Source organism: Desulfomicrobium salsuginis (genome assembly GCF_054657795.1).
This window is the reverse complement of sequence record NZ_BAAHYA010000002.1, coordinates 1,972,165-1,998,523: the sequence shown is the minus strand read 5'-3', so window position 1 is coordinate 1,998,523 and position 26,359 is coordinate 1,972,165. Positions and strand designations below refer to the sequence as shown.

Below are 26,359 nucleotides of genomic sequence, written 5' to 3'. Positions count from 1 at the left end.
AGGCCCGTGAAGGCTCGTCTATGGACCCTCTTTTGCGGATTGCGGGTGTGGCGGAACGGTAAACGCACCAGCCTTAGGAGCTGGCGCCAAAAGCTTGTAGGTTCGAATCCTATCGCCCGCACCAGAGAAGACTATCCGGGCCCCCGAGGGTGCGCCCATCATCAAGGAGTGGAGTCATGGAATACAAAGTCGAAGAACTGTCCCCGGTCAAGCGCAAGGTGACCGTCGAGGTGGATGTCGAGGAAGTGCATGCCGCCCTGTCCGCCACCGTGGCCCTGTACCGCAAAGGCGCGGACATCAAGGGGTTCCGCAAGGGCAAGGTCCCGTCGTCCGTGATCGAGGCCAAGTTCCGCAAGCAGATTTACGGCGAGGCCACTACGGACCTCATCAACTACCACATCAACGAGATCCTGGGCGAAACCAAGCTTTCCCCCCTGTCGCGCATCGACGTGGACGCCAAGGAGATGGAGCGCGACGAGAAGTTCTCCTACAGCTTCTCCTTCGAGATCGCCCCGGCCTTCGACCTGCCCGAGTACAAGGGCCTCGAGGTCGAGGAGGAAGAGGTGGCCGTCGATCCCAAGCAGGTTGACGACGTCATCGAGCGCATCCGCCAGAACATGGCCAAGACCGTGATCATCAGGGAAGAGCGCCAGGTCGTCAGCGGCGACATCGCCGTCATCGACTTCCAGGCCATGCAGGACGGCGTGGACATGGAAGGCATCGCGGCCAACAAGTTCGAGCTGCCCCTGGGCGAGGGCAACTCCCTGCCCGAGTTCGAGGACATCGTCATCGGCATGACCCCGGGCGAGACCGTGGAGAAGGAACTGACCTTCCCTGCCGACTTCATCAACGACAAGCTGGCCGGCCAGACCGTGACCATGAAGGTCACCCTGCACGCCATCAAGGAACGCAAGCTGCCCGAGGTCGACGCCGACTTCGCCGAACTGGCCGGCGGCTATTCCTCGGTCCAGGACCTGCGCGACGCCATCGAGAAGTCCTACCTCTCGACCCGCAAGCAACTGGTCAAGGGCGACGCCCAGAAGAAGCTCCTGGACGGCATCAAGGCCCAGGTCAGCTTCGAGCTGCCCCAGAGCATCGTCGAGGAGCAGATCGACAAGCAGATCGTGGAGCTGCAGGGCCGCCTGGAACGCCAGGGCAAGAGCCTCGACTCCCTGGGCAAGACGCCCGCCGAAATGCGCGCCGAAAACCGCCCCGCGGCCGAGGACGTGGTCAAGTCCTCCCTGGTGCTGCTGGCCATCGCCACGGCCGAGGGCCTGACGGTGGAGCCGCAGGAAGTGGACATGGTCCTGCAGAAGATGGCCGCCTCCACGGGCCAGGACTTCCACTCCATCAAGGACTACTACGAACAGCACAACCTGATGATCCCCCTCAAGGATCGGGTTCTGGCGGACAAGGCCATGGACCTCATCTACGAGAACGCCAAGGTCACGCCGGTCCCCCCGGCGGCCCAGGACGCTCAGGACGCATAAGCTCACGAAGGGCCGGGTCTTGTCCCGGCCCTTTCCTTACGGTGCGGCGTCCGGTCCCGGCAGGCCATGCGCGGGCAGACACCGGACGGCCGCGTCCTCTTCCGCCCAGCCCTTGACACCCTGCCCCGGATCGTTATTTTTCAAATCTTTGGTACCAGCATTCACCCGTTTGTTTCAGGAGCTTTCATGGTCAGCAATTCCGTATTCGTCATCGAGAACACCGGCCGCGGCGAGCGGATGTACGACATCTATTCGCGCCTGCTCAAGGACCGCATCGTGCTCCTGGGCACGCCCATCGACGATCACGTCGCCAACTCCATCTGCGCCCAGCTGCTTTTCCTGGAGTCCGAGAGCCCGGAGAAGCAGATCAACATGTACATCAACTCCCCGGGCGGCTCCGTGACGGCCGGCATGGCCATCTACGACACCATGCAGTACATCTCCGCGCCCGTGGCCACCCTGTGCATCGGCCAGGCCGCGAGCATGGGCGCGGTGCTCCTGGCCGCCGGCGCCAAGGGCATGCGCTACTCCCTGCCGCACTCGCGCATCATGATCCACCAGCCCATGGGCGGATTCCAGGGCCAGGCCACGGACATCGCCATCCAGGCCAAGGAGATCATCCGCCTGCGCGGCGAGCTGAACGGCATCCTGGCCAACCACACGGGGCAGTCCCTGGAGAAGGTGGAGCAGGACACGGAGCGCGACTATTTCATGAGCGGCGAGGAAGCCTGCGCATACGGGCTCATCGATCAGGTCCTGGCGTCACGCAAGGAACTGGAATAACAGGTTTGATCGGGTTTTTACGAGGTATCCCATGGCGGAAAGAAAGAAGAGGACGGGCAAGGATTTGAGCTGCTCCTTCTGCGGCAAGGGTCAGGACGAGGTGCAGCGCCTCATCGCCGGTCCCGAAGTGTACATCTGCAACGAATGCATCGCCCTGTGCGACGACATTCTGAAAAACGACAACCGCAAGGAAGACCTTGACTCCTCGGACATCCCCCTGCCCCAGGAGATCAAGGCCGCCCTCGACGACTACGTGGTCGGGCAGGACGACGCCAAGAAGATCCTTTCGGTCGCGGTGTACAACCACTACAAGCGCATCAAGTACCACGCCCGGGTCAAGGGCGACGTGGAACTGGACAAGAGCAACATCCTGCTGATCGGGCCCACGGGCTCGGGCAAGACGCTCCTGGCCCAGACCCTGGCGCGCATCCTCAAGGTGCCCTTCGCCATCGCCGACGCCACGACCCTGACCGAGGCCGGCTACGTGGGCGAGGACGTGGAGAACATCCTGGTCCAGCTCGTGCAGAACGCCGACTACGATCTGGAGGCCGCGGCCAAGGGCATCATCTACGTGGACGAGATCGACAAGATCTCCCGCAAGTCCGACAGCCCCTCCATCACCCGCGACGTGTCCGGCGAGGGCGTGCAGCAGGCCCTGCTGAAGATCATCGAGGGCACCGTGGCCAACATCCCCCCCAAGGGCGGCCGCAAGCACCCCCAGCAGGAGTTCATCCGCCTCGACACCTCCAACATCCTCTTCATCGTGGGCGGGGCCTTCATCGGCCTGGAGGACATCGTCAAGCAGCGCGTGCAGGGTTCGAGCATGGGCTTCGGCGCCAAGGTCCGCCGTAAGGAGGACTCCAACACCGACAGTCTCCTGCGTCAGGTCCACCCCATGGATCTTATCCGCTACGGCCTCATCCCCGAGTTCACGGGCCGCATTTCGGTCATCACCTCCCTGACGGAGCTGAACGAGGACGACCTGATGCGCATTCTGCAGGAGCCCAAGAACGCCCTGGTCAAGCAGTACCAGAAGATGTTCGAGCTGGAGAACGTGGAGCTCAAGTTCACGACCAACGCCCTGAAGGCCCTGTCTGCCAGGGCCATCAAGCTCGAAACGGGCGCCCGCGGCCTTCGCTCCGTCATGGAGTCCATCATGCTCGACATCATGTACACCATCCCGTCCATGAAGGACGTGACGGAGTGCGTCATCAACAGGGCCGTGGTGGAGGAGGGCAAGGAACCCCTCATCCTCTTCAAGCCCGAGGCCAAGAGCGCCTGACCCCGCTCGGGCTCAACCAGCGAGACCAGCCATGTCCGATGCCATCATTTTCGAGAAGAACCACCCCGGGAGCCTGACCCTGCCGGTCATGTCCCTGCGTGAAGTGGTCATGTTCCCCAAATCCATCGTGCCGCTTTTCGTGGGCCGCGATTCCTCCATCAAGGCCATCGAACGGGCCCTGGACACCTACGACAAGCGCATCTTCCTCGTGGCCCAGAAGGACCCGAGCCAGGAACGGCCCGACGTGGACGGCCTCTATGACGTCGGCACGGTCAGCAAGGTCCTGCAGATGCTCCGGCTCCCCGACGGGACCATCAAGGTTCTCTTCGAGGGCCTGTACCGCGCCTCCTGGGACCAGGCCTACGGCCTGGTGGTCCAGGACGAGATCCAGATGGTGCGCGTCACGGCCCTGCCCGACGTCGACGGCAACCCCGTGGAGGGCGAGGCCCTGGTGCGCGCCGCCCACGAGTCCGTCGAGGAGTACGCCCAGGTCAACCGCAAGCTGGCCAAGGAGACGGTCCTGGCCATCACCAGCGTGAACCAGCCCGGCCGCCTGGCCGACAGCATCGCGCCGCACCTCAAGGCCACCTACGACCGCAAGCAGGGCGTGCTCGAACTGCGTGACCCGGTGCGCCGTCTGGAACGGGTCTACGAGCTGATTCAGGAGGAGGTCGAGGTCTTCTCCCTGGAGAAGAAGATCAAGGGCCGCGTCAAGAAGCAGATGGAGGAGAACCAGAAGGACTATTATCTGGGCGAGCAGCTGAAGGCCATCCACAAGGAGATGGGCCGGGATTTCGACCCCAAGGCCGACGTCGACGACCTGGAGAGCCAGCTCAAGACCAAGGACATGCCCGAGGACGCACGCTCCAAGGCCATGGCCGAGATGAAGAAGCTGCGCCAGACCCCGCCGTCCTCGGCCGAATACGCGGTATTGCGCAACTACGTTGACTGGATCCTGGCCCTGCCCTGGAACGTGCTCCGCGACGTGGACATCGACATCAAGCAGGCCCAGAAGACCCTCGACGACGATCACTACGGGCTGGAGAAGCCCAAGGAGCGCATCCTCGAATACCTGGCCGTACAGGCCCTGGTGAAGAAGCTGCGCGGACCCATCCTCTGCCTGGTCGGCCCTCCCGGCGTGGGCAAGACGTCTTTGGCCAAGTCCATCGCGCGGGCCACGGGGCGCGAGTTCGTGCGCCTGTCGCTCGGCGGCGTGCGCGACGAGGCCGAGATTCGCGGCCACCGCCGGACCTACGTCGGGGCCCTGCCCGGCAAGATCATCCAGTCCCTGAAGCGCGTGTCCTCCAACAACCCGGTCTTCTGCCTGGACGAGGTGGACAAGATGAGCATGGACTTCCGGGGCGACCCCTCGGCGGCCCTGCTGGAGGTCCTGGACCCGGAGCAGAACAGCGCCTTCAACGACCACTACCTGGACATGGACTACGACCTGTCGCAGGTGTTTTTCATAACCACGGCCAACTCCTTGCAGACCATCCCGCTGCCGCTGCAGGACCGCATGGAGATCATCAACATCCCCGGCTACCTGGAGACGGAGAAGGAGCGCATCGCCACGGACTTCCTCCTGCCCAAGCAGATGGAGCAGCACGGCCTGAAGCCTGAGAACCTGAGCCTGTCCAAGGGCGCCGTCCTCGAGATCATTCGCCGCTACACGCGCGAGGCCGGGGTGCGCAACATGGAGCGCGAACTGGCCTCCATCTGCCGCAAGGTGGCGCGCGCCCTGGTGGAAGACGGCGACATGGACAAGACCGTGACCGTGTCCAAGTCCATGATCGGCACCTACCTGGGCATTCCCAAGGTCCGTCACGACCAGCGCGAGGAAGAGGCCCAGGTCGGCGTGGCCACGGGCTTGGCCTGGACCCAGGTCGGCGGCGAGCTCCTCTTCGTCGAGGTGGCGCTCATGCCCGGCGGCGGGAAGATCGAGATCACGGGCAAGCTCGGCGACGTTATGCAGGAGTCGGCCAAGGCGGCCATCAGCTACATCCGTTCGCGGTCCGAGTTCTTCGGCCTGCGCCGGGACTTCTACAAGGAAGTGGACATCCACATCCACGTGCCCGAGGGCGCCACGCCCAAGGACGGACCTTCGGCCGGCATCACCCTGGCCACCTGCCTGGCCTCGGCCCTGCTCGACATCCCGGTCAGGAACGACGTGGCCATGACGGGCGAGATCACCCTGCGCGGCCGGGTCCTGCCCATCGGCGGGGTGCGCGAGAAGCTTCTGGCCGCCCACCGCGGTCTCATCACCCGCGTGCTCCTGCCCAAGGAGAACGAGCGGGACCTCAAGGAAGTGCCCAAGGCCGTGCTCAAGGATCTGGAGATCGTCCTCGTTGAAAGCATGGACGAGGTGCTGTGCGAGGCCCTGAAAGGCGCGACCAGGGAAAGCCTGTTCTGCTCCGCCTCCGACATCATCCCCCTGTCCAAGGCCCTGCACAAGGGACACGAGGTCGCCAGCCGGCAGTGATTCCGCCCTGATCGGACGCAAAAACAGCCAAAACCCCGTCACGTGACCGTGATGGGGTTTTTTTTGCGCCTGCGCAATGCAGCCTTGCGCGAGTCCGTTCTGGGGCGCTGTCCGCGCAAAAAGGCATGCGTCATTCCCGCGAAGGCGGGAATCCAAGAATTTTCCGTCCCGCGGTTCGCGTTCCCGGCGCAATGCCGCGCTCACTTCATGCGGTACACCCAGGCGGGCTTGCCGTGGACGTTGCGCAGCACGGCCTCTGGGCGCAGGGACGGGGCCTCGAATTCCAGGCTGACCAGCCACGCGCCGGGTCGCAGTTCCCGGCGTGCCTTGTCCGCCGCCGGGCCCATGCTTTCGGGCCGCTGGAACATGTAGACCAGGTCGTAGCCCGACCAGTCCTCCTTCCAGATATCGCCACGCCGGACGCGGGCGTAGGGGCAGCGCAGGCCGCAGACCAGGCGCAGGGGCCAACTCCACTCCAGTCCCGTGAGCTGCGCGTCGGGAAAGACGCTGCGCAGTTCGGCCAGCCCGGCGCCCAGGCCGCAGCCCGCGTCGAGGATGCGGCCCCCGGCGGGCAGACGCGCGACTGTGTCGAGGTCCGCGAGGCTGCCGTGCGGGGTCGGGAAAAGTGGGGCGTCGCGCCACGTCTTCATGGGATAGAGCAACGCGAGCAGACCAAGGGCCAGGAGCCAGCCCCAGGCCGGGAGACCCGCGCCCAGCCCCGACGCGGCCAGGGACAGGGGAAAGCCTGCGGCGATGAACAGCCTGCGCCACGAGGAGCGGGCAAAGGCGCCGGACGCGACGCCCACGACCGTGGCGCCGGCGGCGGACCATCCCATTGGCAGCTGCAGGTCGTGCAGGATCAGGAAGAGCGCCCAGCACGCGGACCAGGTCAGCAGCGCCGGCAGGGGCCAGGGCAGGGCGAAGGCCCGCCTGTGGGGCTTGCTGCCGGGGGCGGGATTGGTGGACGTGCGTGGGGCCATGTCGGTCTCGGGGTGCGGAGAATGTTCGCGGGGACTGTGCGGGAAAAGCGGGGAAAAGAAAAGGCTCTTCCGGGTTTGAGCGTCCATGAGTTTGTGAGCCGCGACAGGTCAACTCTGGCCGCGTTCAAGCAGGATGAATCAATGTGGAAGCCAGTCATTGCGAGGAGTCTTCGACGCGGCAATCCAGTTTTTCAAGATCTTTTCCGGTTGTATTCCAGCGCACGTCGAGGATGGATCTCGCGCGTTGTCCGACCAGGCCGCGCTGCGCTCGCGATGACGGTTCACTTGTGGTGGTGCGCTCGGATCAACGTTCAACGACGTCTGTGGGCATCCGATGATAGTCTGGACGCTCAACCCGGATGATCCAAAGAAAAGCGAAGGGTTGCGGGCAACCGCGCTTTGCAGTTGTGATTTCCGGTCTTTTATGCTGATGTGCCGCGGCCATGCGATGCAACGACACACCCCCTTCGGGCGACCTGGCCCGGGCCCGCGCCACGCGCAACCCCCTGCGCAAGCTCTACTACTGGACCCTGCACTGGGCGGCCACGCCCTATGCCCTGCCGGCGCTGATCATCCTGTCCTTCGCCGAGAGTTCCTTCTTCCCCGTGCCGCCGGACGTCCTGCTCATCGCCCTGTGCTTCTGCAACCCGCGCCGCTGGCTCAGTCTGGCCCTGTGGTGCACGGCCGCCTCCGTGGTGGGCGGCCTGCTGGGGTACTTCATCGGCTGGGGGCTGTGGGAAACCGTGGGCCTGCCCATCGTGCGCATGTACCATGGTGAGGCCGTGGTCGAGATGGTCAAGGCGTGGTACGAGAACTTCGGATTCTTCGGCGTGCTCATCGCTGCCGTGACTCCCATCCCCTACAAGGTCTTCACCATCGCCTCGGGCATGATGCGCTTCGACCTGGCGCAGTTCGTCCTGGCCTCGGTCCTGGGCCGGTCCATGCGCTTCTTCCTCGTGGCGGGGCTCATCCGCATGTTCGGCGCGCGCATCAAGCCCTTCATGGAGCGCCATTTCGAACTGGCCGCCACGGCTCTCGCGGTTCTGGCCGTCCTCGGCTTCGCCGCCATCAAATACCTGAAATAGCGCCGTCCGCAACCGCGGACGGCCCCGTCAATCGTCTTCCAGAGGCCAGATCTTGGTCATGGCCCTCAGGCTCTTGCTTTCCACCCAGTCCGAGGTCGTCGCCGCGTAATCCGCGAAGTGCGGTGTGGCGCGGTGCACGTCGTGGAAGGTCCGGCTGTCGAGATAGGACTCGTAGAGCGTGAAGCGGGCAGGGTCCGCCGGGTCCTGCAGGATGTCGAAGCCCAGGCACCCCTCCTCCAGGGTCAATGAATTGTTCCCCTGGCGGATGACCGCCTCCCGGAACTGCTCGATGAAATCCCTTTTGACGGCGATATCGACGATGACGACGAACATGAGCGGCCTCCTGCAGCGTGAGCGGTGAAATTCTGCGGGCGCCGGACGGCGCCCATGGGCCGTGCTATCGGATGTGCACCGCGTCAGGCAAGGAGGAGCTTGGGCCGTCCAGCTTGCCCGGGAGCCGGGCGTTAAACTCGTGCGTCCTTATTCTCCCTATTTTTCCATGTAAATACAGGGTGTTCATATAGAATGCAGGGCGTCGCCATGCCGGCGGCGCCAGACGAACATGTGCGTCTCGCGTCGTCTTTGCGGCGATCTTTACCCAGCTTCAGATAACTTTACGTCCAGGGCCACTGAATGGGACCGCGCGTTGCTGCCGCTTTCAGGCAGGAAGGGATGGCCCGCCGTGGGCCTTCTTTTTCTGCCCATGAACTTCTGACAAGGGAGTCAGTCATGATCAGCGGTATAGACTCGTCTGGGTTCTCCCAGAGCATGGCGTCCATCTGGGGCGGCAGGTCCAGGCCCGACCCGTCCAGGATGGCGCAGGAACTTTTTTCCTCCACGGACGCCGACGGCAGCGGCGCCATCGACCAGGAGGAGCTGAAGACGGCGCTTGCGGCCAAAGCCGGGAACGGACAGGGGTCCGACGCAGAGGAACTGTTCGCCGCCCTGGACGCCGACGGCGACGGCCTCGTGACCGAGGACGAACACGAGGAAGGCCTGGCCGCATTGCACAAGGATCTGGCCCAGGCCAGCATGATGACGAATCTCGGCATGAGCGCCTCGTCACTGGCCCAGGAACTTTTTGCGCAGACGGACGCCGACGGGGACGGGAACATCACCGAAGAGGAGCTGACGGCGGCCGTGGCCGCCAAAAACAAGGCCCAGGGCGGGGATGTGGACGCGGCGGAGCTGTTCGCCGCCATGGACGCCGACGGCGACGGGCTGGTGACCGAGGCCGAGCATGCGGCCGGGCTCGAGTCCCTGCGCCAGGGCAATGCCGACATGCCCATGGGCGGCGGAAACATGCCGTCTTCGGGCGGCGGTCAGGAAATCTTCGACGCGGCCGACACCAACCAGGACGGCGTGGTGGATGCGACGGAACTGGCCGCGGCGGTGGCTGAGCGGAACGAGGCCACCGGCGCGGATGTCGATGCGGAAGAGGTGCTGCAGTCCCTCGACACCGACGGGGACGGCCTCGTCTCGGCGGCCGAGTTCGCCGGGCGCGGCGCGTCCGGCCGGGGCGGGACGTCTTCCGGGGCGGGCGCCTCGCAGGCATTGGCTGCTTCGAGATACGAAATGTACAGGATGGTGGGGGAGGACGGCATGTCCGCCCTGTCGGGAAACGGGTTTTCCATCAGGGCGTAAGGGAGCCCCAGGCGTGGCCGCCGCGCGGGGCTCCGGGCGGCGGTCGCGTCGTGTCAGACCAGGGTTTCCGCGTCGGCCTGGAAATACCTCCAGGACATGTCGATGAGTTCGGCCTTGAGGTCGCTCCCCGTCTTGTGCGCATAGCGCTCATGCAGGTCTTTGGCCATGGAGGCGAAGACGTCCACGACTTCGGGGTCGAAGTGTTTGCCGCGACCGCGGACAAGGATGCCCAGGGCCTCGGCGCAGTTCAGGGGCGCCTTGTAGGGGCGGCGGGAGGTCAGGGCGTCGAAGACGTCGGCCACGGCGAAGACGCGGGCGGTCAGGGGGATGTCCGTACCCTCCAGCCGGCCGGGGTAGCCCTCGCCGTCGTATTTCTCGTGGTGTCCGCCGACCACGTCCCGCGCGTCGCGCAGCCATGTCGAACGGTCGATGACGTCCAGGCCGTGGCGGACATGGGTCTTCATGATCTCGAATTCGTCCCTGGTGAGCCTGCCGGGCTTGAGCAGGATGTCGTCCCTGATGGCGATTTTGCCCACATCGTGCAGGAACGCGCCCTTGGTCAGGGCTCGCATCTGGTCCGCGTCCAGGCCCATGGCTTCCCCCATGTGCAGGGCGTAGAGGGTCACCCGGTAGTTGTGGTCGTCGGTGTCGCTGTCGCGCTTGGCGACGACGCAGCCCAGCAGGGACAGGGTCTCGAAGTTGGCGGCCTGCATGTTGCGGGAGAAGGCCACCAGACGGTCGGTCAGACGCAGGACCACGGGGTAGAGCAGTCCCGTGGTGGCCAGGGTGATGAGCACAACGATGCCCGCCGTCATGAAGGACTTCCTGCTCATGGCGGCCAGGATTTCCGGGGATGGGACGAAGACGATCTCGGCCTGCCCGGTCTCGTTGCGGGCGGGGTCGCCGAGGGGCAGCACCGCATGGACGCAGAGCAGGTCCGCGATGACGGTCGTCTGCGACCATGCTTCCCCCGGCCCGGCGTGCGGTGCCCTGCCGGAGTGCACGTAATCCCAAACGGCCTGATGGAGCACGAACGTCCTGTCCAGATACTCCTCGGCGCCTTCGATGTCGGGCTTGGAAAATCCTGCGTAGACGACTTTGCCGTTTCTTCTTTTCGGCCTGGAGGCGGCGAGTTCGGCCAGGGTCTTGCGGAAGGCCTCCCTGGGCCGCAGGTTGTCCATGACCATGAGTTCCCGCGTGCGGTCGGCCAGTTCCTCGATCCCGATCCGGGCCTCGAAGACGACTTCCCGCGCCAGCATGCGCTCCTCGGCCATATAGGCCAGCACGGCCATGCCCAGCGCGATGACCGCGGCCATGAACGCCAGGCGGGCGACGAGGGTCCGCCGTACGTAGGTCACGAGGGGGATGTTCCGGGACGAAGGCATGCATTGCTCCGGGTATGCATGGAAACGGAACGGAGATTGTGTTCCGGCCTGATGTATCCGTTCCGGAGCATGTTGTCATGTCCCGGATCGTGTGGCCGCTCTTGCTCAAGGGATGACCGAGGGCAGGCGGATTTCAACGCGCAGCCCGCCTTCCTCCCGATTGGCCGCTTCGATAGTCCCGCCGTGCAACTCGACGGCCCCTCGCGCGATGGCCAGGCCGAGGCCGAAACCGTCGGCCTCGCCTGTGTTGCGGCCGCGGGCGAAGGGCTCGAAGACCGCCGCGATGTCCTTTTCCGGGATGCCGGGCCCTTGATCGCTGACGCGGATCACGGCCCACCCGTCGCTGAAGCCGACTTCAACGGTCAGCTCCCCTCCGGGGGGCGAAAACCTGAGGCCGTTGCGTATCACGTTCTCCAACGCCCGGGAAAGGAGGCGAGTCCGGCCATGGACATGAATCCGGGCCAGTTCCTCCAGCCGCACCTCGCAGCCCCTGCCGCTGGCCTCGAAACGCGCGTCGTGCACGAGGCCCTCGGCCAGTTCCCCCAGGTCGATGCGCTCCGCCGGCTCGGTTTCCACGCCCGAGTTGAGTCGCGTCAGGGACAGGATCTCGCCGATGAGCCCACTCAGCCGTTCGACCTCAAGCTCCATGCGCTCCAGGACGCAGTCCGCCCGGGACGGGTCGCGGCGGGCGATGCCCAGGGCCACCTGCAGCCGGCCCAGGGGCGAACGCAGCTCGTGCGACACGTCGTGGAGAAGGCGTCGCTGGGCCAGGATGAGCGTTTGCAGCTTTTCGGCCATGCGGTCGAAGGAACGGCCGAGGTCGGCAAATTCGTCGCCCCGGGGCATGGCATCTCCCACGCGGGTGTCCAGGCGGCCCTCGGCCATGGCGGAGAAGGCCCCGCGCAGCTCCTTCACCGGTCGGGCCAGATACCAGGCCAGCAGGGCCGAGAGCAGGACGCTGGCCACGAGCGCGAAGGCCAGGGGCTCCCCTGGCGACGGGGGAGGCGGGGGCGGGCCTTTCGCGGGGTCGAGCGACGGGGGGGCGCCGGGGATGAGCAGCGTGTGGACGCCCGACGCCGTGTCGACGCGGACGATGCCGTCCGGGAGGGATGACCCGGAACTGTTCAGGGCTGCGGCCGCCAGGCCGGCATCGGGGACGCGACCCCGGATGTCGAGGCCCGTGGGCCCGATGACCAGCATCGAGCTGCCGGTTTCGTCCAGGGCGTGAGCCAGGGCCTCGGGACCGGCATGTCTGAGCACGACCTTCGCCATGTCCAGCTCGAACCCGGCCCTCGGCCCGTGCATGAGGAGGTGTTCGGGGTCCTCGGCCAGGCGGTACAGGCGCATCCCGAAGAAGGTGGCCGCGCCGGCCAGGATGAGCGTGAGCCACGTGGCCGCGAAGCACTTCCAGAACAGGCGGCCCATGTCATTCGTCCTGCAGCAGCTGGTAGCCCCGGCCGCGCAGCGTCTGGATGCGGGGGCGTCCGTCCCGTCCGGGCCCCAGTTTGTGGCGGATGCTCGACAGGTGCACGTCCAGGCTGCGGTCGAAGCGCGTCACGGGACGGCCCAGGCCTTCTTCGGAGAGGGTTTCGCGGCTGACGGGCTGTCCGGCGCGCCGGGTCAGAACAGTGAGGATGGAGAATTCCGCCCCGGTCAGGGACAGGGGGCGCCCGTTCACCTCGGCCGTGCGCCTGCCCGGCCAGAGACGGATGTCGCCATTGGAGAGGATGTCCTGGAGCCCGTCATGGGATTGGCCCATGCGGCGCAGGATGGCCCTGATCCGGGCCACGAGCTCGCGCGGCGTGCAGGGCTTGGGTACGTAGTCGTCGGCGCCCAGTTCCAGGCCCAGGATGCGGTCCTCGTCGTCACCCATGGCCGTGAGCATGAGTACGGGCACCATGCTTTGGAGTCTGATGCGGCGCAGGGCCTCCGTGCCCGACATGCCGGGCATCATGACGTCGAGGATGACGAGGTCGAAACTGCCGCTCAGGGCCATGAGCACCCCGGCTTCGCCGTTGTGGACCGCGCGCAGGGGCAGCCCTTCCATGGCGCAGTATTCCTGCAGCAGGCGGCACAGTTCCCGGTCGTCGTCGACCATGAGGATGTTGCTTCCCGATGGGAGGGTGGCGTGGTGGGTCATGTTCGGGATTATGCGGAAAAAAACGGCGCGGCGCACCCCCGCCGCATCCGGGCGGGTGTAAAAAAGTGTAAAGGGGCGTGCCGGTTCGAAGCCGAGGTTCAGTCGGATCCGTTTCGCCTGCAGGTCCGAATGCTACGCTGACGCGGCGGCGCTGTCGAGGTCGCCCCGACCGGCGCCGTCCTCCCCAGGGAGGGCTCCGGCGCCGGCCGCGACGGACCGGTCAGGAAATGCCCAGCCGCTTTTCCAGCTCGGCCACGATGAGGGTCGTCTTGATGACCGTGTCGGGGTTCAGGGACATGGACCCGATGCCGCATTCGACCACGAACTCGGCGAATTCGGGATAGTCGCTCGGGGCCTGGCCGCAGATGCCGATGTACTTGCCCTTTTTCACCGCCACCTCGATGACCTGCCGCACGAACTCTTTCACGGCCGGGTTGCGCTCGTCGTAGACGTGGGCCACCAGTGACGAGTCCCGGTCCACGCCCAGGATGAGCTGGGTCAGGTCGTTGGTGCCGATGGAGAAGCCGTCGAAAACCTCGAGAAACTCCTCGGCCAGGATGACGTTGGACGGGATCTCGCACATGCCGATGACCTTGAGGCCGTTCTCGCCCTGCCTCAGGCCGTACCCGGCCATGGTTTCGATGACCTTTTTGGCCTCCTCCACGGTGCGCGGGAAGGGGATCATGATCTCGACGTTGGTCAGGCCCATGTCCTCGCGGATCTTCTTCATGGCCCGGCACTCCAGGCCGAAGGCCTCCCTGTACCCTTCCGAATAGTAGCGCGAGGCGCCGCGCCAGCCGATCATGGGGTTCTCCTCGCTCGGCTCGAAGAGCTTGCCGCCGATGAGGTTGGCGTACTCGTTGGACTTGAAGTCCGACAGGCGCACGATGACCGGCTTGGGGTGGAAGGCGGCGGCGAGCATCCCCACACCCTCGGCCAGCTTGTCCACGAAGTATTCGGCCTTGTCCGCGTAGCCCGAGGTCATGTCAGCGATGGCGCGCTTTAAAATCTCGTCTGGCAGGTTCTCGTAGTTCAGCAGGGCCAGGGGGTGGATTTTGATGTAGGAGTTGATGATGAACTCCTCGCGTGCCAGCCCCACGCCCTCGTTGGGGATGAAGCTCTTCTCGAAGGCCTGCTCGGGGCTGGCCAGGTTCATCATGATCTTGGTCTTCGGCTTGGGCAGGGCGCCCAGATCCGTCTCCTGCACCTCGAAGGGCAGAAGGCCCCGGTAGACCGTGCCCACGGACCCTTCGGAGCAGTCCACGGTCACGTTCTCGCCCTGGTTCACGCGCGTGGTGGCGTTCCCCGTGCCGACGATGCAGGGGATGCCCAGCTCCCGGCTGACGATGGCCGCGTGGCAGGTCCGGCCGCCGCGGTTTGTGACGATGGCCGAGGCGATCTTCATGATGGGCTCCCAGTCCGGGTCCGTCATGTCCGTGACCAGGACCTCGCCCTTGCGGAAGGCGTGGATCATGCTCGCCGACTTGATGACTTGCACGGGCCCCTGGCCGATGAGTTCGCCCACGGACTGCCCCTGGACCAGGACCTCGCCCTTTTCCTGCAGCACGTACTTCTTGAGGGTGGCCCGGTCCTTGAGGGAATGTACGGTCTCGGGCCTGGCCTGGACGATGAACAGTTCGCCCGTCTGGCCGTCCTTGGCCCACTCGATGTCCATGGGCGTGAACTGGCCGCGGATGGCGCTGTAGTGCTCCTCGATGGTACAGGCCATGCGGGCCAGGGCCACGACCTCGTCATCGGACAGGACCAGGCGGCGGCGGTCCTCCTCGGGTACGGCCACGTTCTTGGTCGGGGCCTTGGCGTCGGTGGTGTAGATCATCTTGATGGCCTTGCCGCCGACGCGCTTCATGATGATGGGCTTGAACCCCTGCCTGAGGGTCGGCTTGAAGACGTACCACTCGTCGGGGTTGACCGCGCCCTGGACCACGTTCTCGCCCAGACCCCAGGCGCCGGTCAGGAACACGGCGTCGCGGAAGCCCGTCTCCGTGTCGATGGAGAACATGACGCCGCTGGCCGAGAGGTCCGAGCGGACCATCTTCTGCACGGCGATGGACAGGGCGATGGAGAAGTGGTCGAAGCCCTTGTCCTGGCGGTAGGAGATGGCGCGGTTGGTGAAAAGGGAGGCGAAGCAGCGCTGGCAGGCGTCCAGGAGGTCCTCCACGCCGCGGATGTTGAGGTAGGTCTCCTGCTGGCCGGCGAAGCTGGCGTCGGGCAGGTCCTCGGCCGTGGCCGAGGAGCGCACGGCCACATCCACGCCCTGGCCGTACTGCGCTTCCAGCTTGCGGTAGGCCTCGGCGATGGCGCCCTGCAGGTCGGCCGGGAATTCAAGGCCGCGGATCAGGGAGCGGATGCGGCTGCCCCGTTCCATCAGGTTGTCCATGTCGTGGGTGTCGAGGCCGTGCAGGATGCCTTTGATCCTGTCCATGGCGCCGGAGCTGTCCAGCAGGTGCCGGTACCCCTTGGCGGTCACGGCGAATCCGCCGGGCACGGGCACTCCCTTGGCCGTCAGGTTGCGGAACATCTCGCCCAGGCTCGCGTTTTTGCCGCCCACCAGCGGCACGTCCTCGATACCGATTTCGTCGAACCAGAGAACGAAGGCTTGTTGTTTGTCCACGGGCATCCTCCTTGGGGTGCGAATCAGGCTGCGGTTTTTCGGTTCAACCATGCCAGCCCCGGGGGATTTTCGCAACTCGGCGCGCGATTTGCCGGAAAACTTTCTGATTTGGTTTGTCGGAAATGGCTGCAAACGGACGCGTAATCAAGTTGTAACAATCTGATCCTGCTGAAAAATTTTGAAAATGTCCGTTTTGTTTCAGGCCTGTTTCAGAATCGTAAAAAATCTTTTCTTACCGCCGGAGATACTCTACAGGAATTCGGATTTCGGTTCGCTGTCATACGAATGTAACACAAGGATCACGGATACCACATGTTTGATGTTTTGATTCAGACCCTTGGGGGCCTCGGCATTTTCATCCTGGGCATGAAGTTCATGACCGAAGGCCTGCAGATGGCCGCGGGCAACAGGATCCGCAACGTCCTCAAGGCCGTCTCCAACAACCGGGTCGTCGGATTCGCCACGGGTGCTGCCGTCACGGCCCTGGTCCAATCGTCGTCGGCCACCACGGTCATGCTCATAAGTTTCGTCTCGGCCGGCCTCATGAGCCTGAACCAGGCCGTGGGTGTCATGCTCGGCTGCAACGTCGGCACGACCATGACCGCCCAGCTCATCGCTTTCAAGCTGTCGAGCCTGGCGCTGCCGGCCATCACCATCGGCGTGCCCCTGAAGTATTTTTCCCCGCGCAAGAAGTATCGCTATCTCGGCGAAGTCATCCTCGGCTTCGGCCTGCTCTTCTTCGGCATGACCGTCATGGGCGACGGGTTGAAGCCGTTGCGCGCGGATCCCGAATTCATCGCCTTTTTCACCAAGTTCGACGCGTCCTCCATGGGCGGGGTGCTTCTGTGCGTGGCCACGGGCTGCATCCTGACCATGATCCTGCAGTCCTCGTCGGCCACGGTCGGTCTGACCATGACCCTGGCCACCCAGGGGCTTCTCGACTTCCCGTCGGCCATGGCCCTGGTGTTGGGCGAGAACATCGGCACGACCATCACCGCCGAACTGGCGACCATCGGGTCGAGCTGCAGCGACTCCCACCGGGCGGCCAGGTCCAACACGATGTTCAATGTGCTCGGCGTCTGCATCATGCTGGCCATCTTCCCGTTTTTCCTACAGGGGGTCGAATGGGTCAGCGTCCATCTGACCGGCGCGCAGCCTTGGGACATGCAGGTCAATGGGGAGTACCCGCATGTCGGCAGATATCTGGCCAACGGCCACACCCTGTTCAACCTGACCAATGCCGTGGTCTTTCTCTTTTTCCTGCCTGTACTCATCCGGGTGGGTACCTGGTGCTCGCCCAAGGACAAGACCGCCGGCGACGACCTGTTCCGCCTGCCGGTCTTCGATCAGCACGTGGAGGACAACCCAGTCGCCGCCCTGGCCCAGGTGCGCGGCGAAATCCACCGCATGTCGATAACGGTCAACGCGGCCTACGCCAACGCCCTGGAGAGCCTGGAAAAGCGTGACCACCGCACCGTGAAGATGCGACAGCGTTTCGAGACCCACATCAATGACGCGCACAAGGCCATTTCGACTTTCCTGGCCAAGACGATGCAAAGCGAGCTCAACGAGGAAATCTCGAACGATATCGCGGAGCAGATACGCATCGTCAACAACCTCGAAAGGATCGGCGATGCGGTGGAGGCTCTTGGCCTCCTGTGCGAGGACATCGTGGACAAGGAGCTGCGCTTCAGCGAGAACGCCATGGGTGACCTCTTCGTCATCTCGGCCAAGGTCGACGAGTTCCTGAATATGATCAACCAGGCTCTCATCAAGCAGCCCGAAGGCCTCATGGCCCGGGCCGAGGACACGGAGCGGACCATCGACGCCATGCGGGAAACCATGCGCGACGCGCACATCGAGCGCCTGAAGGTCGGCAAGTGCGGCATCGAGGGCGGCCTGGCCTTCATCAACTTGCTGGCCAGGCTGGAGAAGATCGGGGACTACTGCTACTCCATCGCCCGCACCGTGGCCATGCAGCGCTGATCCGCCCGACGCGCACAAACATTCCCGCCTGACGCACGTTGCGCGGGAATGTCTTGCGACATTCCTTTCCGGCCGATATCCTTCCTGCAGACACGCTCGAGAACCGAAACCGGTCTCTGCGGTCTGCCGGAGGGACAATGCGAATTCCTGCCTTCTCCTCCATACGGGCCAGCCTCATTTTCCTGGTTCTGACGGCCATTCTGCCTGCCCTGGGCGTCATGCTCGTCACGGGGTACACCCTGCGCGAGAACACGATCCAAAGCGCCGAGAGCTCGGCCCTGAGGCAGATTCAGCTCATGGCCCGGCACCATGAGCAGATCATTGCGGACGCGCGTCTCCTGCTGGCGACCCTGGCCAAGGCGCGCGAGGTGCAGCAGTTCGATCCCCTGGGCGCCCAGCTTCTGCTCGAAGAAATGCTCTCCGCCCACCCGGCGTACGTGGCCCTGGCCCTGTCCGACACCACGGGTCGCATCGTGGCTGTTTCCCCGGCAGACTCCTTTTCGAGCATCGAAAACGAGCCTTTTTTCAAGGAAGCCACGCAGACCGGCCGTTTCGCCATGGGTCCCTACCGCCTGGTGAACGCCACGCGGCATGTCGTCATGGAATTCGCCCAGCCCGTGGCCGACCGTGCGGGACGAGTGGGCGGCGTCCTGGCGGCCTCTTTCGATCTGAACTACTTCAGCAAGGTTTTCGACGACTTCCATCTCCCCGAAGGTTCGATCTTCACGCTGACGGATGTCGAGGGTATCCGGCTGACGCGTTTTCCCGAAACGCAGAAATACACCTGGGTGCCCGATCTGCCACGGATGATCGCGCGCATGTCGGGCGCCAGAGAGGAGGGCACCTTCCTGGAAAGGGGCGTGGACGGCGTGCGCAGGCTCTACAGCTTCAAGCGTCTCGATTTTGAGGGTACCCCCCTGCAGGGGCTGATGATCCGTCTCGGGCAGCCCGAGGGCCAGGCCCTGTCCTCGGCCAGGCGGGCGCTGATCTGGAACTTCGTTTCCCTGGCCCTGGCCGCGGCGCTGGCTTTGGCGGCGGCCTGGTTCGTGGGGGAGCACGCGATTTTGCGGCGGCTCGATCGCCTCATGGCGGCCACGGATCGCCTGGGCACGGGCGATCTGAGCACCCGCACTGGCCTTGATCACACCGACGGCGAGCTCGGGCGGCTGGCGGCGGCCTTCGACCGCATGGCGTCGAGCCTCGAAGGGCACGATTTAGACAGGAGGCGGGCCGAGGAGGAATGCTGCCTCCTGAACTCGGAGCTGGAGGAGCGCGTCTTCACGCGCACCGCGGAACTAGCCAAGGCCAACGCGGACCTGCAGTCCGCCCTGGAGAACCTGCGCCAGGCCCAGGGCCAGCTGGTCATGTCCGAAAAATTGGCGGCCCTCGGCGGACTGGTGGCGGGCGTTGCCCACGAGATCAACACCCCCGTGGGCGTGGCCCTGTCGGCCACCTCGACCATGGCCGAAAAGAACCGCGTCCTGAGCGACCTTTTCGGCCGCGGCGAGATGAAGCGTTCGGACCTTTCGGAATACCTCGATTCCACGCGGGAAGGCTTGGAGATGAGCCTGCTCAACCTGAACCGGGCCTCGGACCTGATCCGCAGCTTCAAGATGGTCGCCGCGGACCAGATCTCCGAGAACCGTAGGAGTTTCAATGTCAGCGAGTATGTCGGGCAGGTGCTCCTGAGCCTGCGCCCCAAGCTCAAGAAGACCATGCACAAGGTCGAGGTGGACTGCGACGAGGACCTGGTCGTAGAGAGCTACCCTGGCGCCTTGTCGCAGATCCTGACCAATTTCATCGTCAACTCGCTGACCCACGCCTATGACGAGGGTCAGGCCGGGCTCATCCGCATCGGGATCGCGCGGGTCGGCGGCTCCCTCAATCTGACCTATTCCGACGACGGGCGGGGCATGCCGCCCGAGGTGCAGGACAAGATTTTCGAACCGTTCTACACCACGGCGCGGGCCAAGGGCTCCACGGGCCTGGGCCTGCACATCGTCTTCAACATCGTCACCCGCACCCTGGGCGGGACCGTCACCTGCTGCAGCGCGCCGGGCCACGGCACGACATTCCAGGTGCGTGTCCCCGTGGGGCAAGGAGAGGCATGACCGACAACGACGAAATCCTGTTCAAGGAAGAGGAGCGGCAGGCCGGACCGGCTCCGGGGCCGGCCGAGGAGCCCTGGAAGATCCTGATCGTGGACGACGAGGCCGATGTCCACAGCGTCACCGTCTACATGCTCTCGGGGCAGGAGTACCATGGCCGCGCGTTCGGCTTCCTGCACGCCTACAGCGCCGAGGAGGCCAAGGCCGTGCTGCGCGAGCACGACGACATCGCCGTCATCCTCCTGGACGTGGTCATGGAGACCGACGACAGCGGTCTGCAGCTGGTCCGCCACATCCGCGAGGAGCTCAAAAACCTGGCGGTGCGCATCATCCTGCGCACGGGCCAGCCGGGCAAGGCGCCCGCGGCCAAGGTCATCCTTGAGTACGACATCGACGACTACAAGGAGAAGACCGAGCTGACCCTGGAAAAGATGCTCGTGACCATCGTCTCGGCCCTGCGCAGCTACAGCTTCATCACGACCATCGAAGACAACCGCCAGGGCCTCAAGCGCATCATCGAAGCCTCCTCGGACATCTTCGAGCGTCAGTCCCTGCAGAAGCTCGGCTGCGGGGTACTGAGCCAGCTGACGGCCATCCTCCAGCTCAGGAAGGACGCCGTCTACAGCCACGCCTCGGGCCTTGCCGCCTCGGGGATCAAGGGCCGCTCCATCGTTTTGGCGGCCACGGGGGAGTTCTGCGAGTTCGTGGAGCGCCCCATCGAGGACGTGCGTGGGGAGACGGTGCACAAGGCGTTGGACAGGGCCAGGAACAGGGCCCACGGCTTCTATTGCGAGGACGGCAAGTGCGCCTGGTACTTCAAGAGCAGGACAGGTTCGGAAAATTTCCTCTATTTCGAGGTCGGCCGGGAACTGGACGAGAACGACCACGATCTGCTCGAACTCTTCTTCACCAACGTCTCCCTGGCCTTCGACAACCTTTTCCTGAACAAGGGCATCGAGGACACGCAGAAGGAGGTCATCTTCCACATCGCCGAAACCATGGAGTGCCGCTCCGCCGAGACCGGCAGCCACGTGCGCCGCGTGTCGGAGTATGTGCGCCTCATGGCTCTCAAGTACGGCCTGCCCGAGGAGGAGGCGGAGATGCTCAAGATCGCCTCCACGGCTCACGACCTGGGCAAGATCGGCATCCCCGACTCCATCCTGAACAAGCCGGGCCCCCTGACGCCCGCGGAGTTCGAGGTCATCAAGAGCCACGTGCGGCGTGGCTACGAACTCCTGAGCCGTTCAACGAGCCCCATCATCCAGACGGCGGCCCGCATCGTGCTGCTGCACCATGAACGTTGGGACGGCAACGGCTATCCGCAGGGACTCAGGGAGGAGGAGATTCACGTCCACGGCCGCATCGTCGCCGTGGCCGATGTCTTTGACGCCCTGTCCAACAAGCGGGTCTATCACGAGGCCTGGAACTGGGACCAGGTGTTCGCGCATTTTCTGGAGGAGAGCGGCAGGCATTTCGACCCGTGCCTGGTCGACATCCTGCTGGAGAATCGTGAGGAATTCATGGCCATCTGGGAGCAGTACCACGACGAGTGCGGGGTCTGCTACACGGCTCGAGAAGCGGCTCGGGACGGTGCAAACCGTCCCGAGTAAAGGCCGGGGCGTTACTTCTTCTTTCCTTTGCCGCCGCCCTGGTCCGAGGGCAGCAGGTTGTCGTTGTTGCCGGGACCTTTTTTGTTCCCTTTGCCGCCGCTCTTGTCGGAATTTCCAGCCTTGTCCGGTTTGCCTCCCCTGTCCGCGGCCCCGCCTTTTTTCGAGGCGTCACCCTTGTCGTCGTATGGGCGGCGCGGGTCGTAGCCGAAGTCCCCGTTCTTGAGGGCGTGGAACTCAGCCGAGCCGGGTTTGATGCCGAGTTCCTTGGCCATGACGCCCCAGCCCTGCCCCTTTCTGGAACCGTACACGCCCATGATCCTGTCGCGGCTCAGGCCAGTCCAGCGTCCGAGCTGAAGGACCATGAAGGCGTCGGCCAGGCTGCCGGTGGTGCCCATGAGAAGTTCGACGTCGGAGGAGGGCACCCCGAAATGGGAGCCGATGTTGGCGATGGCGCCATGACGGTCTCCGGCGGCCTGGACGTTCACGTTGTCGAGAAAGGTGTCCAGGGCGTCGGCCATGGCCTGGCCCGTGCAGCACAGGAGTATGCAGAGGGCGAGGATGGTTTTTTTCATGAGGTCGCTCCTTGGGTGAAATTTCGGGACGCAGTGGCATCCAGCCGCTGTACCAATAGACGCGAATCGTGGTGGGGGCAATACGCCGCCCGTCCCGGGCGCTCAGTCCCCCAGGATTTCCAGAACCCGGTCGGCGACACGGCGTGGGGGAAGGTTTTCGAGGCAAGCGTGGTCCTTGCGTGCGCAGAAATTTGCGTTGCAGGGGCGACAGGGCAGGTCTTCGAAGATGTCGCTGTGCGCGTCGGAGGGGAAGCGCCAGCCTCCGCCCGTGGCGCCGAGAATGGTCAGGGTCGGCGTGTTCACGGAGACCGCGAAGTGGCGCGGTCCGGAACAGTTTCCCACGTGCAGCCGCGCCATGGACTGCACGGTCGCCATCTGCCGCAGGCCGATGACCGTGTCCGGCAGGACGCAGGCTTCAGGAACGGGGCAGTGCTCCAGCACCTCCCGGGCCATGGCTTCCTCGCCGGGACCGAAGAGGATGAAGAAGCGCAGGTCCGGGCGCGCCGCATGGACCTTGGCGACCATGTCCGCATAGTGACGGGCGGGCCAGAGGCGGGTGGAGCGGCGGTGGGTCGGGTCGAGGGTGATGAATCGCCCGCACTCCAGACCGAACCCGGCCAGATAGGTTTTGGCCCAGCGCTTTTCCTCGTCGGCCAGGAACAGCTCCGGGGCCTGGCCGTTCCAGACGATGCCCAGCGGCGCAAGGATGCCGGCCCTGAATTTGCCCGAATACCCGGGAGTGGGGGGAGCCCAGTGGGTGTAGAGGAGACGGTTGTACCACGGCGGCGGATAGGTCAGGCGGACCTGGGCGCGGCTCAGGAGGGTCACGAAGCGGCAGCGGGGCAGTTGCTGGAAGTCCACGACGAGGTCGTAGTTTTCGGCGGCGATGCGGGCGTAATAGCGCAGCTCCGCCAGGAAGTTCGGCAGGGCTTTCTTGTCCAGGGCCCAGACCATGCGCACGTGGGGGTTGTTTTCCAGGACCGGGACGCACTTCTTTTCGGTGAAGACGTCGATGGCCGCGCCAGGAAATCGTTCGTGCAACAGGCGGATGGACGGGGTGGTCAGCAGCACGTCGCCGATCTGGCGCAGCTGGCAGACGAGGATGCGTGCGGGGTTGAAGGAGGAAAGGTCCGTCATGCAAACTTCCGGATGAGTTCCGCGTAGGGCTCGAGGCCGCGGGGCGGGTTGAAATCGGTTCTGGCCGTGGAGCCGCCGTGGACGAGGGCCTCGATGCGTCCGGCGAGTCCCGTGTGGTCGGTCGGGTCGGGCAGGACCGCGTCGGGACGCAGGAAGGCCGAGCTGCCGTTGCAGGCCGTGGAGACGACGGGCAGGCCGCAGGCCAGGGCTTCGAGCACGGCGTTGGCGCAGGCGTCGTAAAAGGTGTTCAGCACGAAGATGTCCCCGGCCTGATACAGGGCCGGCATGTCGTCGACGCGGCCCAGGAAGCGGACCCTGTCCGCGACGCCCAGGGAACCGGCCAGGGCGAGCATTTCGGAACTGCCCCGCCCTCCGGCTACGGCCAGGCGGAAGGAGGCGGGCAGCCTGCTCAGGGCGCGGATGAGGATGTGCACACCTTTCAGGCGGAAATTGGTGCCCGCCGTGACGATCAGTTCTCCCTGGGCCGGGAGGCCGAAGCGTTCGCGCAGGGCCGGTTTGTCCTCCGGCCGGCCGGGGCGGAAGCGGCCGAGGTCGGGCTGGTTGTAGATGACGGGGATGTTCTCGGCCTTGAGGTAGGGAAAGGTCGCCACGGTCAGGTCGCGCACGAAGTGGGAGTTGGCCACGAGCAGCCGGGTGTTGCGAATCATCAGACGCTCGACGGCCGCGGAGAGCTGCTTGCCCGGCGAAAGGCGGCGGGAGAGGCTTTTGACGGTGCGCGGCAGCCCTTCGTCGAAGGCCTTGATGGAATGGTCCCAGAACGGTCCGGTGGGTCCTCCGGACAGGCGCGCGATGTCCTGGAAGAGCGTCTTGCCCAGACCGATGGTCACGTCGAATTTCTCCCTGCGGCGCACGGCTTCGGCAGCCAGGACGAACCACAGGGTCTTGCCGAATTTGCCCGGCACGGGCCGGCCGACGCGGATGACGCGTACGCCCTCGGGCGCCTCTCCGTCCTGCTTCGCGCAGACGAAGGTCACGTCGAAGTCGCCGCACGCGGCCAGGTATCCGGCCAGGCGGAAACCGAACTGCTCGGCTCCTCCGTAGCGGCTCAGGGTGGGCAGCAGCAGGGCGACGCGCTTCATCGCAGTCCCTCGTACACGGCCAGGGTGCGGGTCAGGAAGGCCTGCTCCGAGAGGCCTCCCATGCGTTTGCGCTGGCCTTCGCGCAGGGTCGTCATCAGGTCCGGGTCCGTCATGGCCGCGCGGATGCGCAAGGCCATGGCCTTCTCGTCCCCGGCCGGAAAGAGGGCCGCGGGTTCGAGCAGGTCGGGCATGACCCCCACGTCCGTGCCGATCAGGGGCACGCCCGTGGCCATGATCTCCAGAGCCGCCCGCGCGATGGTCTCGGACCACAGGGACGCCACCACGCCCAGGTCCAGGGCGTTCAGGCAGGCCGCGATGTCGGGGCGCTTGCCGGTGATGGTCGTCACGTCCTCGACGCCGTGTTCGGCGATCCAGCCGCGCACGGTCGCCTCCGGCGTGGCCGAGTCGAAGCCCAGCAACAGGAGGCGCAGCCGCCCCGCCCCCTCGCTACGCAGTCGGCTCACGGCCTTGATCAGCTCAAGCTGTCCCTTGACGCGGTCGAAACGGCCCAGGAGCCCGACGACGAAATCGTGTTCCCCGTAGCCCAGTTCAGCCCGGATGCGCTCCCTGGCCTCGGCGTCGGGGTGAAAGGCGGCGGTGTCCACGCCGCCGAGGATTTCGTGCAGTCTGGACGGCTTCAAGCCGAAGGCGTCCAGGAAATGGCGGGTCATGGGCGAATTGGTGGTGATGACCGCGTCGCTGACATCGTTATGCAGCCAGCGGTTGACGAAATTGGCCTTGGGCAGGCGCTGGTCGCCGCGGGTGCGGACCAACCCGAAGGAGCCCAGTTCCTTGCGCAGCAGCCCCCACAGCAGGAAGGATTCGCCGCGGTGGCAGTTGACCACGTCGGGCCTGAACTCCCGCACCAGGCCCTTGAGTTCGGCGTAGAGCGCGGCTATGCCCCAGGGCGTGGCCGTGTTCAGTTCCAGAAGCCGCATGGGCAGCCCCCACTCCTCGCCCTTGCGGGCCGAGAGGGTGCCGGGCAGACCGAGAACGAGCACCTCGTGGCCGGCCTCGATCAGCAGGCGGCCGAGGAACATGGCGTACCACGCGGTGGCGTTGAACCACCGCACATTGACGACCTGGATGCATCTCATGACATGTGTTTCCGTGATTATTCCCACCCACAACCGGGCGGACGTTCTGGGCCGGGCCGTAGCCTCGGTGCTGGCGCAAAGCCTCCCCGACCTTGAGCTCATCGTCGTCGACGACGGTTCCACCGACCGCACCGCAGAGGTCATGGCCGGATTCGACGATCCCCGGCTTACGGGAATGCGTCAGGAAAATAAAGGGGTCAGCTCCGCCCGCAACCTGGGCATCGCCGCCAGTCGCGGCCGCTACATCGCGCTCCTGGACTCGGACGATTACTGGCTTCCGGAAAAGCTTGAGCGGCAGGTCCGCTTCATGGACGAAAGCGGCTTCGAGATCTGCCAGACCGACGAGATCTGGATCCGCGACGGCGTGCGGGTCAACCCGCGCTTCAGGCACGCCAAGCCAGCCGGCTGGTTTCTGGAGAAATCTCTGGAGCTCTGCCTGATCAGCCCGTCGTGCGTCATGTTCTCGCGTCGGCTGTGGGACGAGCTGGGGCCGTTCGACGAGCGCCTGCCTGCCTGCGAGGACTACAGCCTGTGGCTGCGTGTCGGAGCGCGCCATCCAGTGGGGCTCGTGCCCGAGGCGTTGACCGTCAAGACCGGCGGGCACGCGGACCAGCTGTCCCGGCGCATCATCGGCCTGGACCTGTACCGCGTCTACGCCGTCGTCGATCTGTTGCGGACCATGGACCTGACCGCCGAGCAGCGGGCCATGGCCGTTGCGTCCCTGCGGGAGCGGGTCCGGCTCTACGCCCAGGGCTGCATCAAGTACGGCAAGGACGAGGAGGCGTTGCGGGTGCGGGAGCTGGCGGCGCCGTTCATGGGCTGAGGGTCGGAACGGCTGGCGTCCCGGGT

20 protein-coding genes and 1 tRNA gene are annotated in these 26,359 nt (G+C 65.2%); 11 read left to right on the top strand and 10 right to left on the bottom strand.

Annotated elements, in window-relative coordinates:
- Positions 1-41: 41 nt before the first annotated feature.
- The 5 genes from ACYQ3G_RS16010 (at position 42) to lon (ending at position 6,034) form a co-directional block, all read left to right on the top strand.
- A tRNA-Leu gene (locus ACYQ3G_RS16010) sits at positions 42-124 on the top strand.
- A 52-nt stretch (positions 125-176) separates the two neighbouring features.
- Complete coding sequence (gene tig / locus ACYQ3G_RS16005; RefSeq protein ID WP_028577952.1) at positions 177-1,490, top strand: trigger factor; 1,314 nt, start codon at positions 177-179, stop codon at positions 1,488-1,490.
- A 186-nt stretch (positions 1,491-1,676) separates the two neighbouring features.
- Positions 1,677-2,273 (top strand): ATP-dependent Clp endopeptidase proteolytic subunit ClpP, encoded by a 597-nt coding sequence (clpP, locus tag ACYQ3G_RS16000; RefSeq protein WP_459827369.1) that lies wholly within the window; start codon positions 1,677-1,679, stop codon positions 2,271-2,273.
- A gap of 31 nt (positions 2,274-2,304) precedes the next feature.
- Positions 2,305-3,555 (top strand): ATP-dependent Clp protease ATP-binding subunit ClpX, encoded by a 1,251-nt coding sequence (gene clpX, locus ACYQ3G_RS15995; protein WP_459827367.1) that lies wholly within the window; start codon positions 2,305-2,307, stop codon positions 3,553-3,555.
- Between the two features lie 31 nt (positions 3,556-3,586).
- Positions 3,587-6,034, top strand: coding sequence for an endopeptidase La (lon, locus tag ACYQ3G_RS15990; RefSeq protein ID WP_459827365.1), 2,448 nt, complete (start codon positions 3,587-3,589; stop codon positions 6,032-6,034).
- A 200-nt stretch (positions 6,035-6,234) separates the two neighbouring features.
- Here lon and ACYQ3G_RS15985 read toward each other — a convergent pair whose 3' ends face one another.
- Complete coding sequence (locus ACYQ3G_RS15985; protein WP_459827362.1) at positions 6,235-7,014, bottom strand: class I SAM-dependent methyltransferase; 780 nt, start codon at positions 7,012-7,014, stop codon at positions 6,235-6,237.
- A gap of 443 nt (positions 7,015-7,457) precedes the next feature.
- Here ACYQ3G_RS15985 and ACYQ3G_RS15980 point away from each other — a divergent pair, with 443 nt between their 5' ends.
- Positions 7,458-8,099, top strand: a complete 642-nt coding sequence (locus ACYQ3G_RS15980) for a YqaA family protein (protein WP_459827359.1) — start codon at positions 7,458-7,460, stop codon at positions 8,097-8,099.
- A 27-nt stretch (positions 8,100-8,126) separates the two neighbouring features.
- Here ACYQ3G_RS15980 and ACYQ3G_RS15975 read toward each other — a convergent pair whose 3' ends face one another.
- The gene (locus ACYQ3G_RS15975) at positions 8,127-8,432 is read right to left on the bottom strand and encodes a putative quinol monooxygenase (RefSeq protein WP_028577946.1); all 306 of its coding nucleotides are present in this window, start codon (positions 8,430-8,432) and stop codon (positions 8,127-8,129) included.
- A 396-nt stretch (positions 8,433-8,828) separates the two neighbouring features.
- On the opposite strand from ACYQ3G_RS15975, the gene ACYQ3G_RS15970 reads away from it, so the two are divergent.
- Complete coding sequence (locus ACYQ3G_RS15970) at positions 8,829-9,743, top strand: EF-hand domain-containing protein (RefSeq protein ID WP_459827355.1); 915 nt, start codon at positions 8,829-8,831, stop codon at positions 9,741-9,743.
- 53 nt (positions 9,744-9,796) lie between these two features.
- Here ACYQ3G_RS15970 and ACYQ3G_RS15965 read toward each other — a convergent pair whose 3' ends face one another.
- From ACYQ3G_RS15965 to ppsA, 4 genes are all read right to left on the bottom strand, one after another.
- Positions 9,797-11,128 carry an HD-GYP domain-containing protein gene (locus ACYQ3G_RS15965; protein ID WP_459827352.1) on the bottom strand — a complete coding sequence of 444 codons (1,332 nt, stop codon included), beginning with the start codon at positions 11,126-11,128 and terminating at the stop codon, positions 9,797-9,799.
- 105 nt (positions 11,129-11,233) lie between these two features.
- Positions 11,234-12,553 (bottom strand): HAMP domain-containing sensor histidine kinase, encoded by a 1,320-nt coding sequence (locus ACYQ3G_RS15960; protein ID WP_459827349.1) that lies wholly within the window; start codon positions 12,551-12,553, stop codon positions 11,234-11,236.
- Between the two features lies 1 nt (position 12,554).
- Positions 12,555-13,268: a response regulator gene (locus tag ACYQ3G_RS15955; RefSeq protein WP_051307177.1), complete on the bottom strand. Its 714-nt coding sequence runs from the start codon at positions 13,266-13,268 to the stop codon at positions 12,555-12,557.
- A gap of 220 nt (positions 13,269-13,488) precedes the next feature.
- Positions 13,489-15,900, bottom strand: a complete 2,412-nt coding sequence (ppsA, locus tag ACYQ3G_RS15950; RefSeq protein WP_459827346.1) for a phosphoenolpyruvate synthase — start codon at positions 15,898-15,900, stop codon at positions 13,489-13,491.
- A gap of 312 nt (positions 15,901-16,212) precedes the next feature.
- Between ppsA and ACYQ3G_RS15945 the strand changes: the two genes are divergently transcribed.
- The 3 genes from ACYQ3G_RS15945 (at position 16,213) to ACYQ3G_RS15935 (ending at position 21,604) form a co-directional block, all read left to right on the top strand.
- Entirely contained in the window at positions 16,213-17,886 is a 1,674-nt protein-coding gene (locus ACYQ3G_RS15945) for a Na/Pi cotransporter family protein (protein ID WP_459827343.1), read from the top strand.
- Positions 17,887-18,023: 137 nt separating this feature from the next.
- On the top strand, positions 18,024-19,997 hold the full coding sequence (locus tag ACYQ3G_RS15940; RefSeq protein WP_459827340.1) for a sensor histidine kinase: 1,974 nt from the start codon (positions 18,024-18,026) through the stop codon (positions 19,995-19,997).
- Positions 19,994-21,604 (top strand): DUF3369 domain-containing protein, encoded by a 1,611-nt coding sequence (locus ACYQ3G_RS15935; RefSeq protein WP_459827337.1) that lies wholly within the window; start codon positions 19,994-19,996, stop codon positions 21,602-21,604. The genes ACYQ3G_RS15940 and ACYQ3G_RS15935 overlap by 4 nt, the downstream gene beginning before the upstream one ends.
- Before the next feature lie 11 nt (positions 21,605-21,615).
- Here ACYQ3G_RS15935 and ACYQ3G_RS15930 read toward each other — a convergent pair whose 3' ends face one another.
- The 4 genes from ACYQ3G_RS15930 to ACYQ3G_RS15915 all read right to left on the bottom strand — a co-directional run bounded on the left by ACYQ3G_RS15930 (position 21,616) and on the right by ACYQ3G_RS15915 (position 25,510).
- Entirely contained in the window at positions 21,616-22,176 is a 561-nt protein-coding gene (locus tag ACYQ3G_RS15930) for a hypothetical protein (protein ID WP_459827334.1), read from the bottom strand.
- A 102-nt stretch (positions 22,177-22,278) separates the two neighbouring features.
- Positions 22,279-23,313: a glycosyltransferase family 9 protein gene (locus ACYQ3G_RS15925; protein WP_459827331.1), complete on the bottom strand. Its 1,035-nt coding sequence runs from the start codon at positions 23,311-23,313 to the stop codon at positions 22,279-22,281.
- Positions 23,310-24,413, bottom strand: a complete 1,104-nt coding sequence (locus tag ACYQ3G_RS15920; protein ID WP_459827329.1) for a glycosyltransferase family 4 protein — start codon at positions 24,411-24,413, stop codon at positions 23,310-23,312. Before ACYQ3G_RS15920 ends, ACYQ3G_RS15925 begins: the two co-directional genes overlap by 4 nt.
- On the bottom strand, positions 24,410-25,510 hold the full coding sequence (locus ACYQ3G_RS15915) for a glycosyltransferase (RefSeq protein WP_459827326.1): 1,101 nt from the start codon (positions 25,508-25,510) through the stop codon (positions 24,410-24,412). Before ACYQ3G_RS15915 ends, ACYQ3G_RS15920 begins: the two co-directional genes overlap by 4 nt.
- On the opposite strand from ACYQ3G_RS15915, the gene ACYQ3G_RS15910 reads away from it, so the two are divergent.
- Positions 25,509-26,333, top strand: coding sequence for a glycosyltransferase family 2 protein (locus ACYQ3G_RS15910; protein WP_459827323.1), 825 nt, complete (start codon positions 25,509-25,511; stop codon positions 26,331-26,333). The genes ACYQ3G_RS15915 and ACYQ3G_RS15910 overlap by 2 nt on opposite strands.
- Positions 26,334-26,359: the final 26 nt, after the last annotated feature.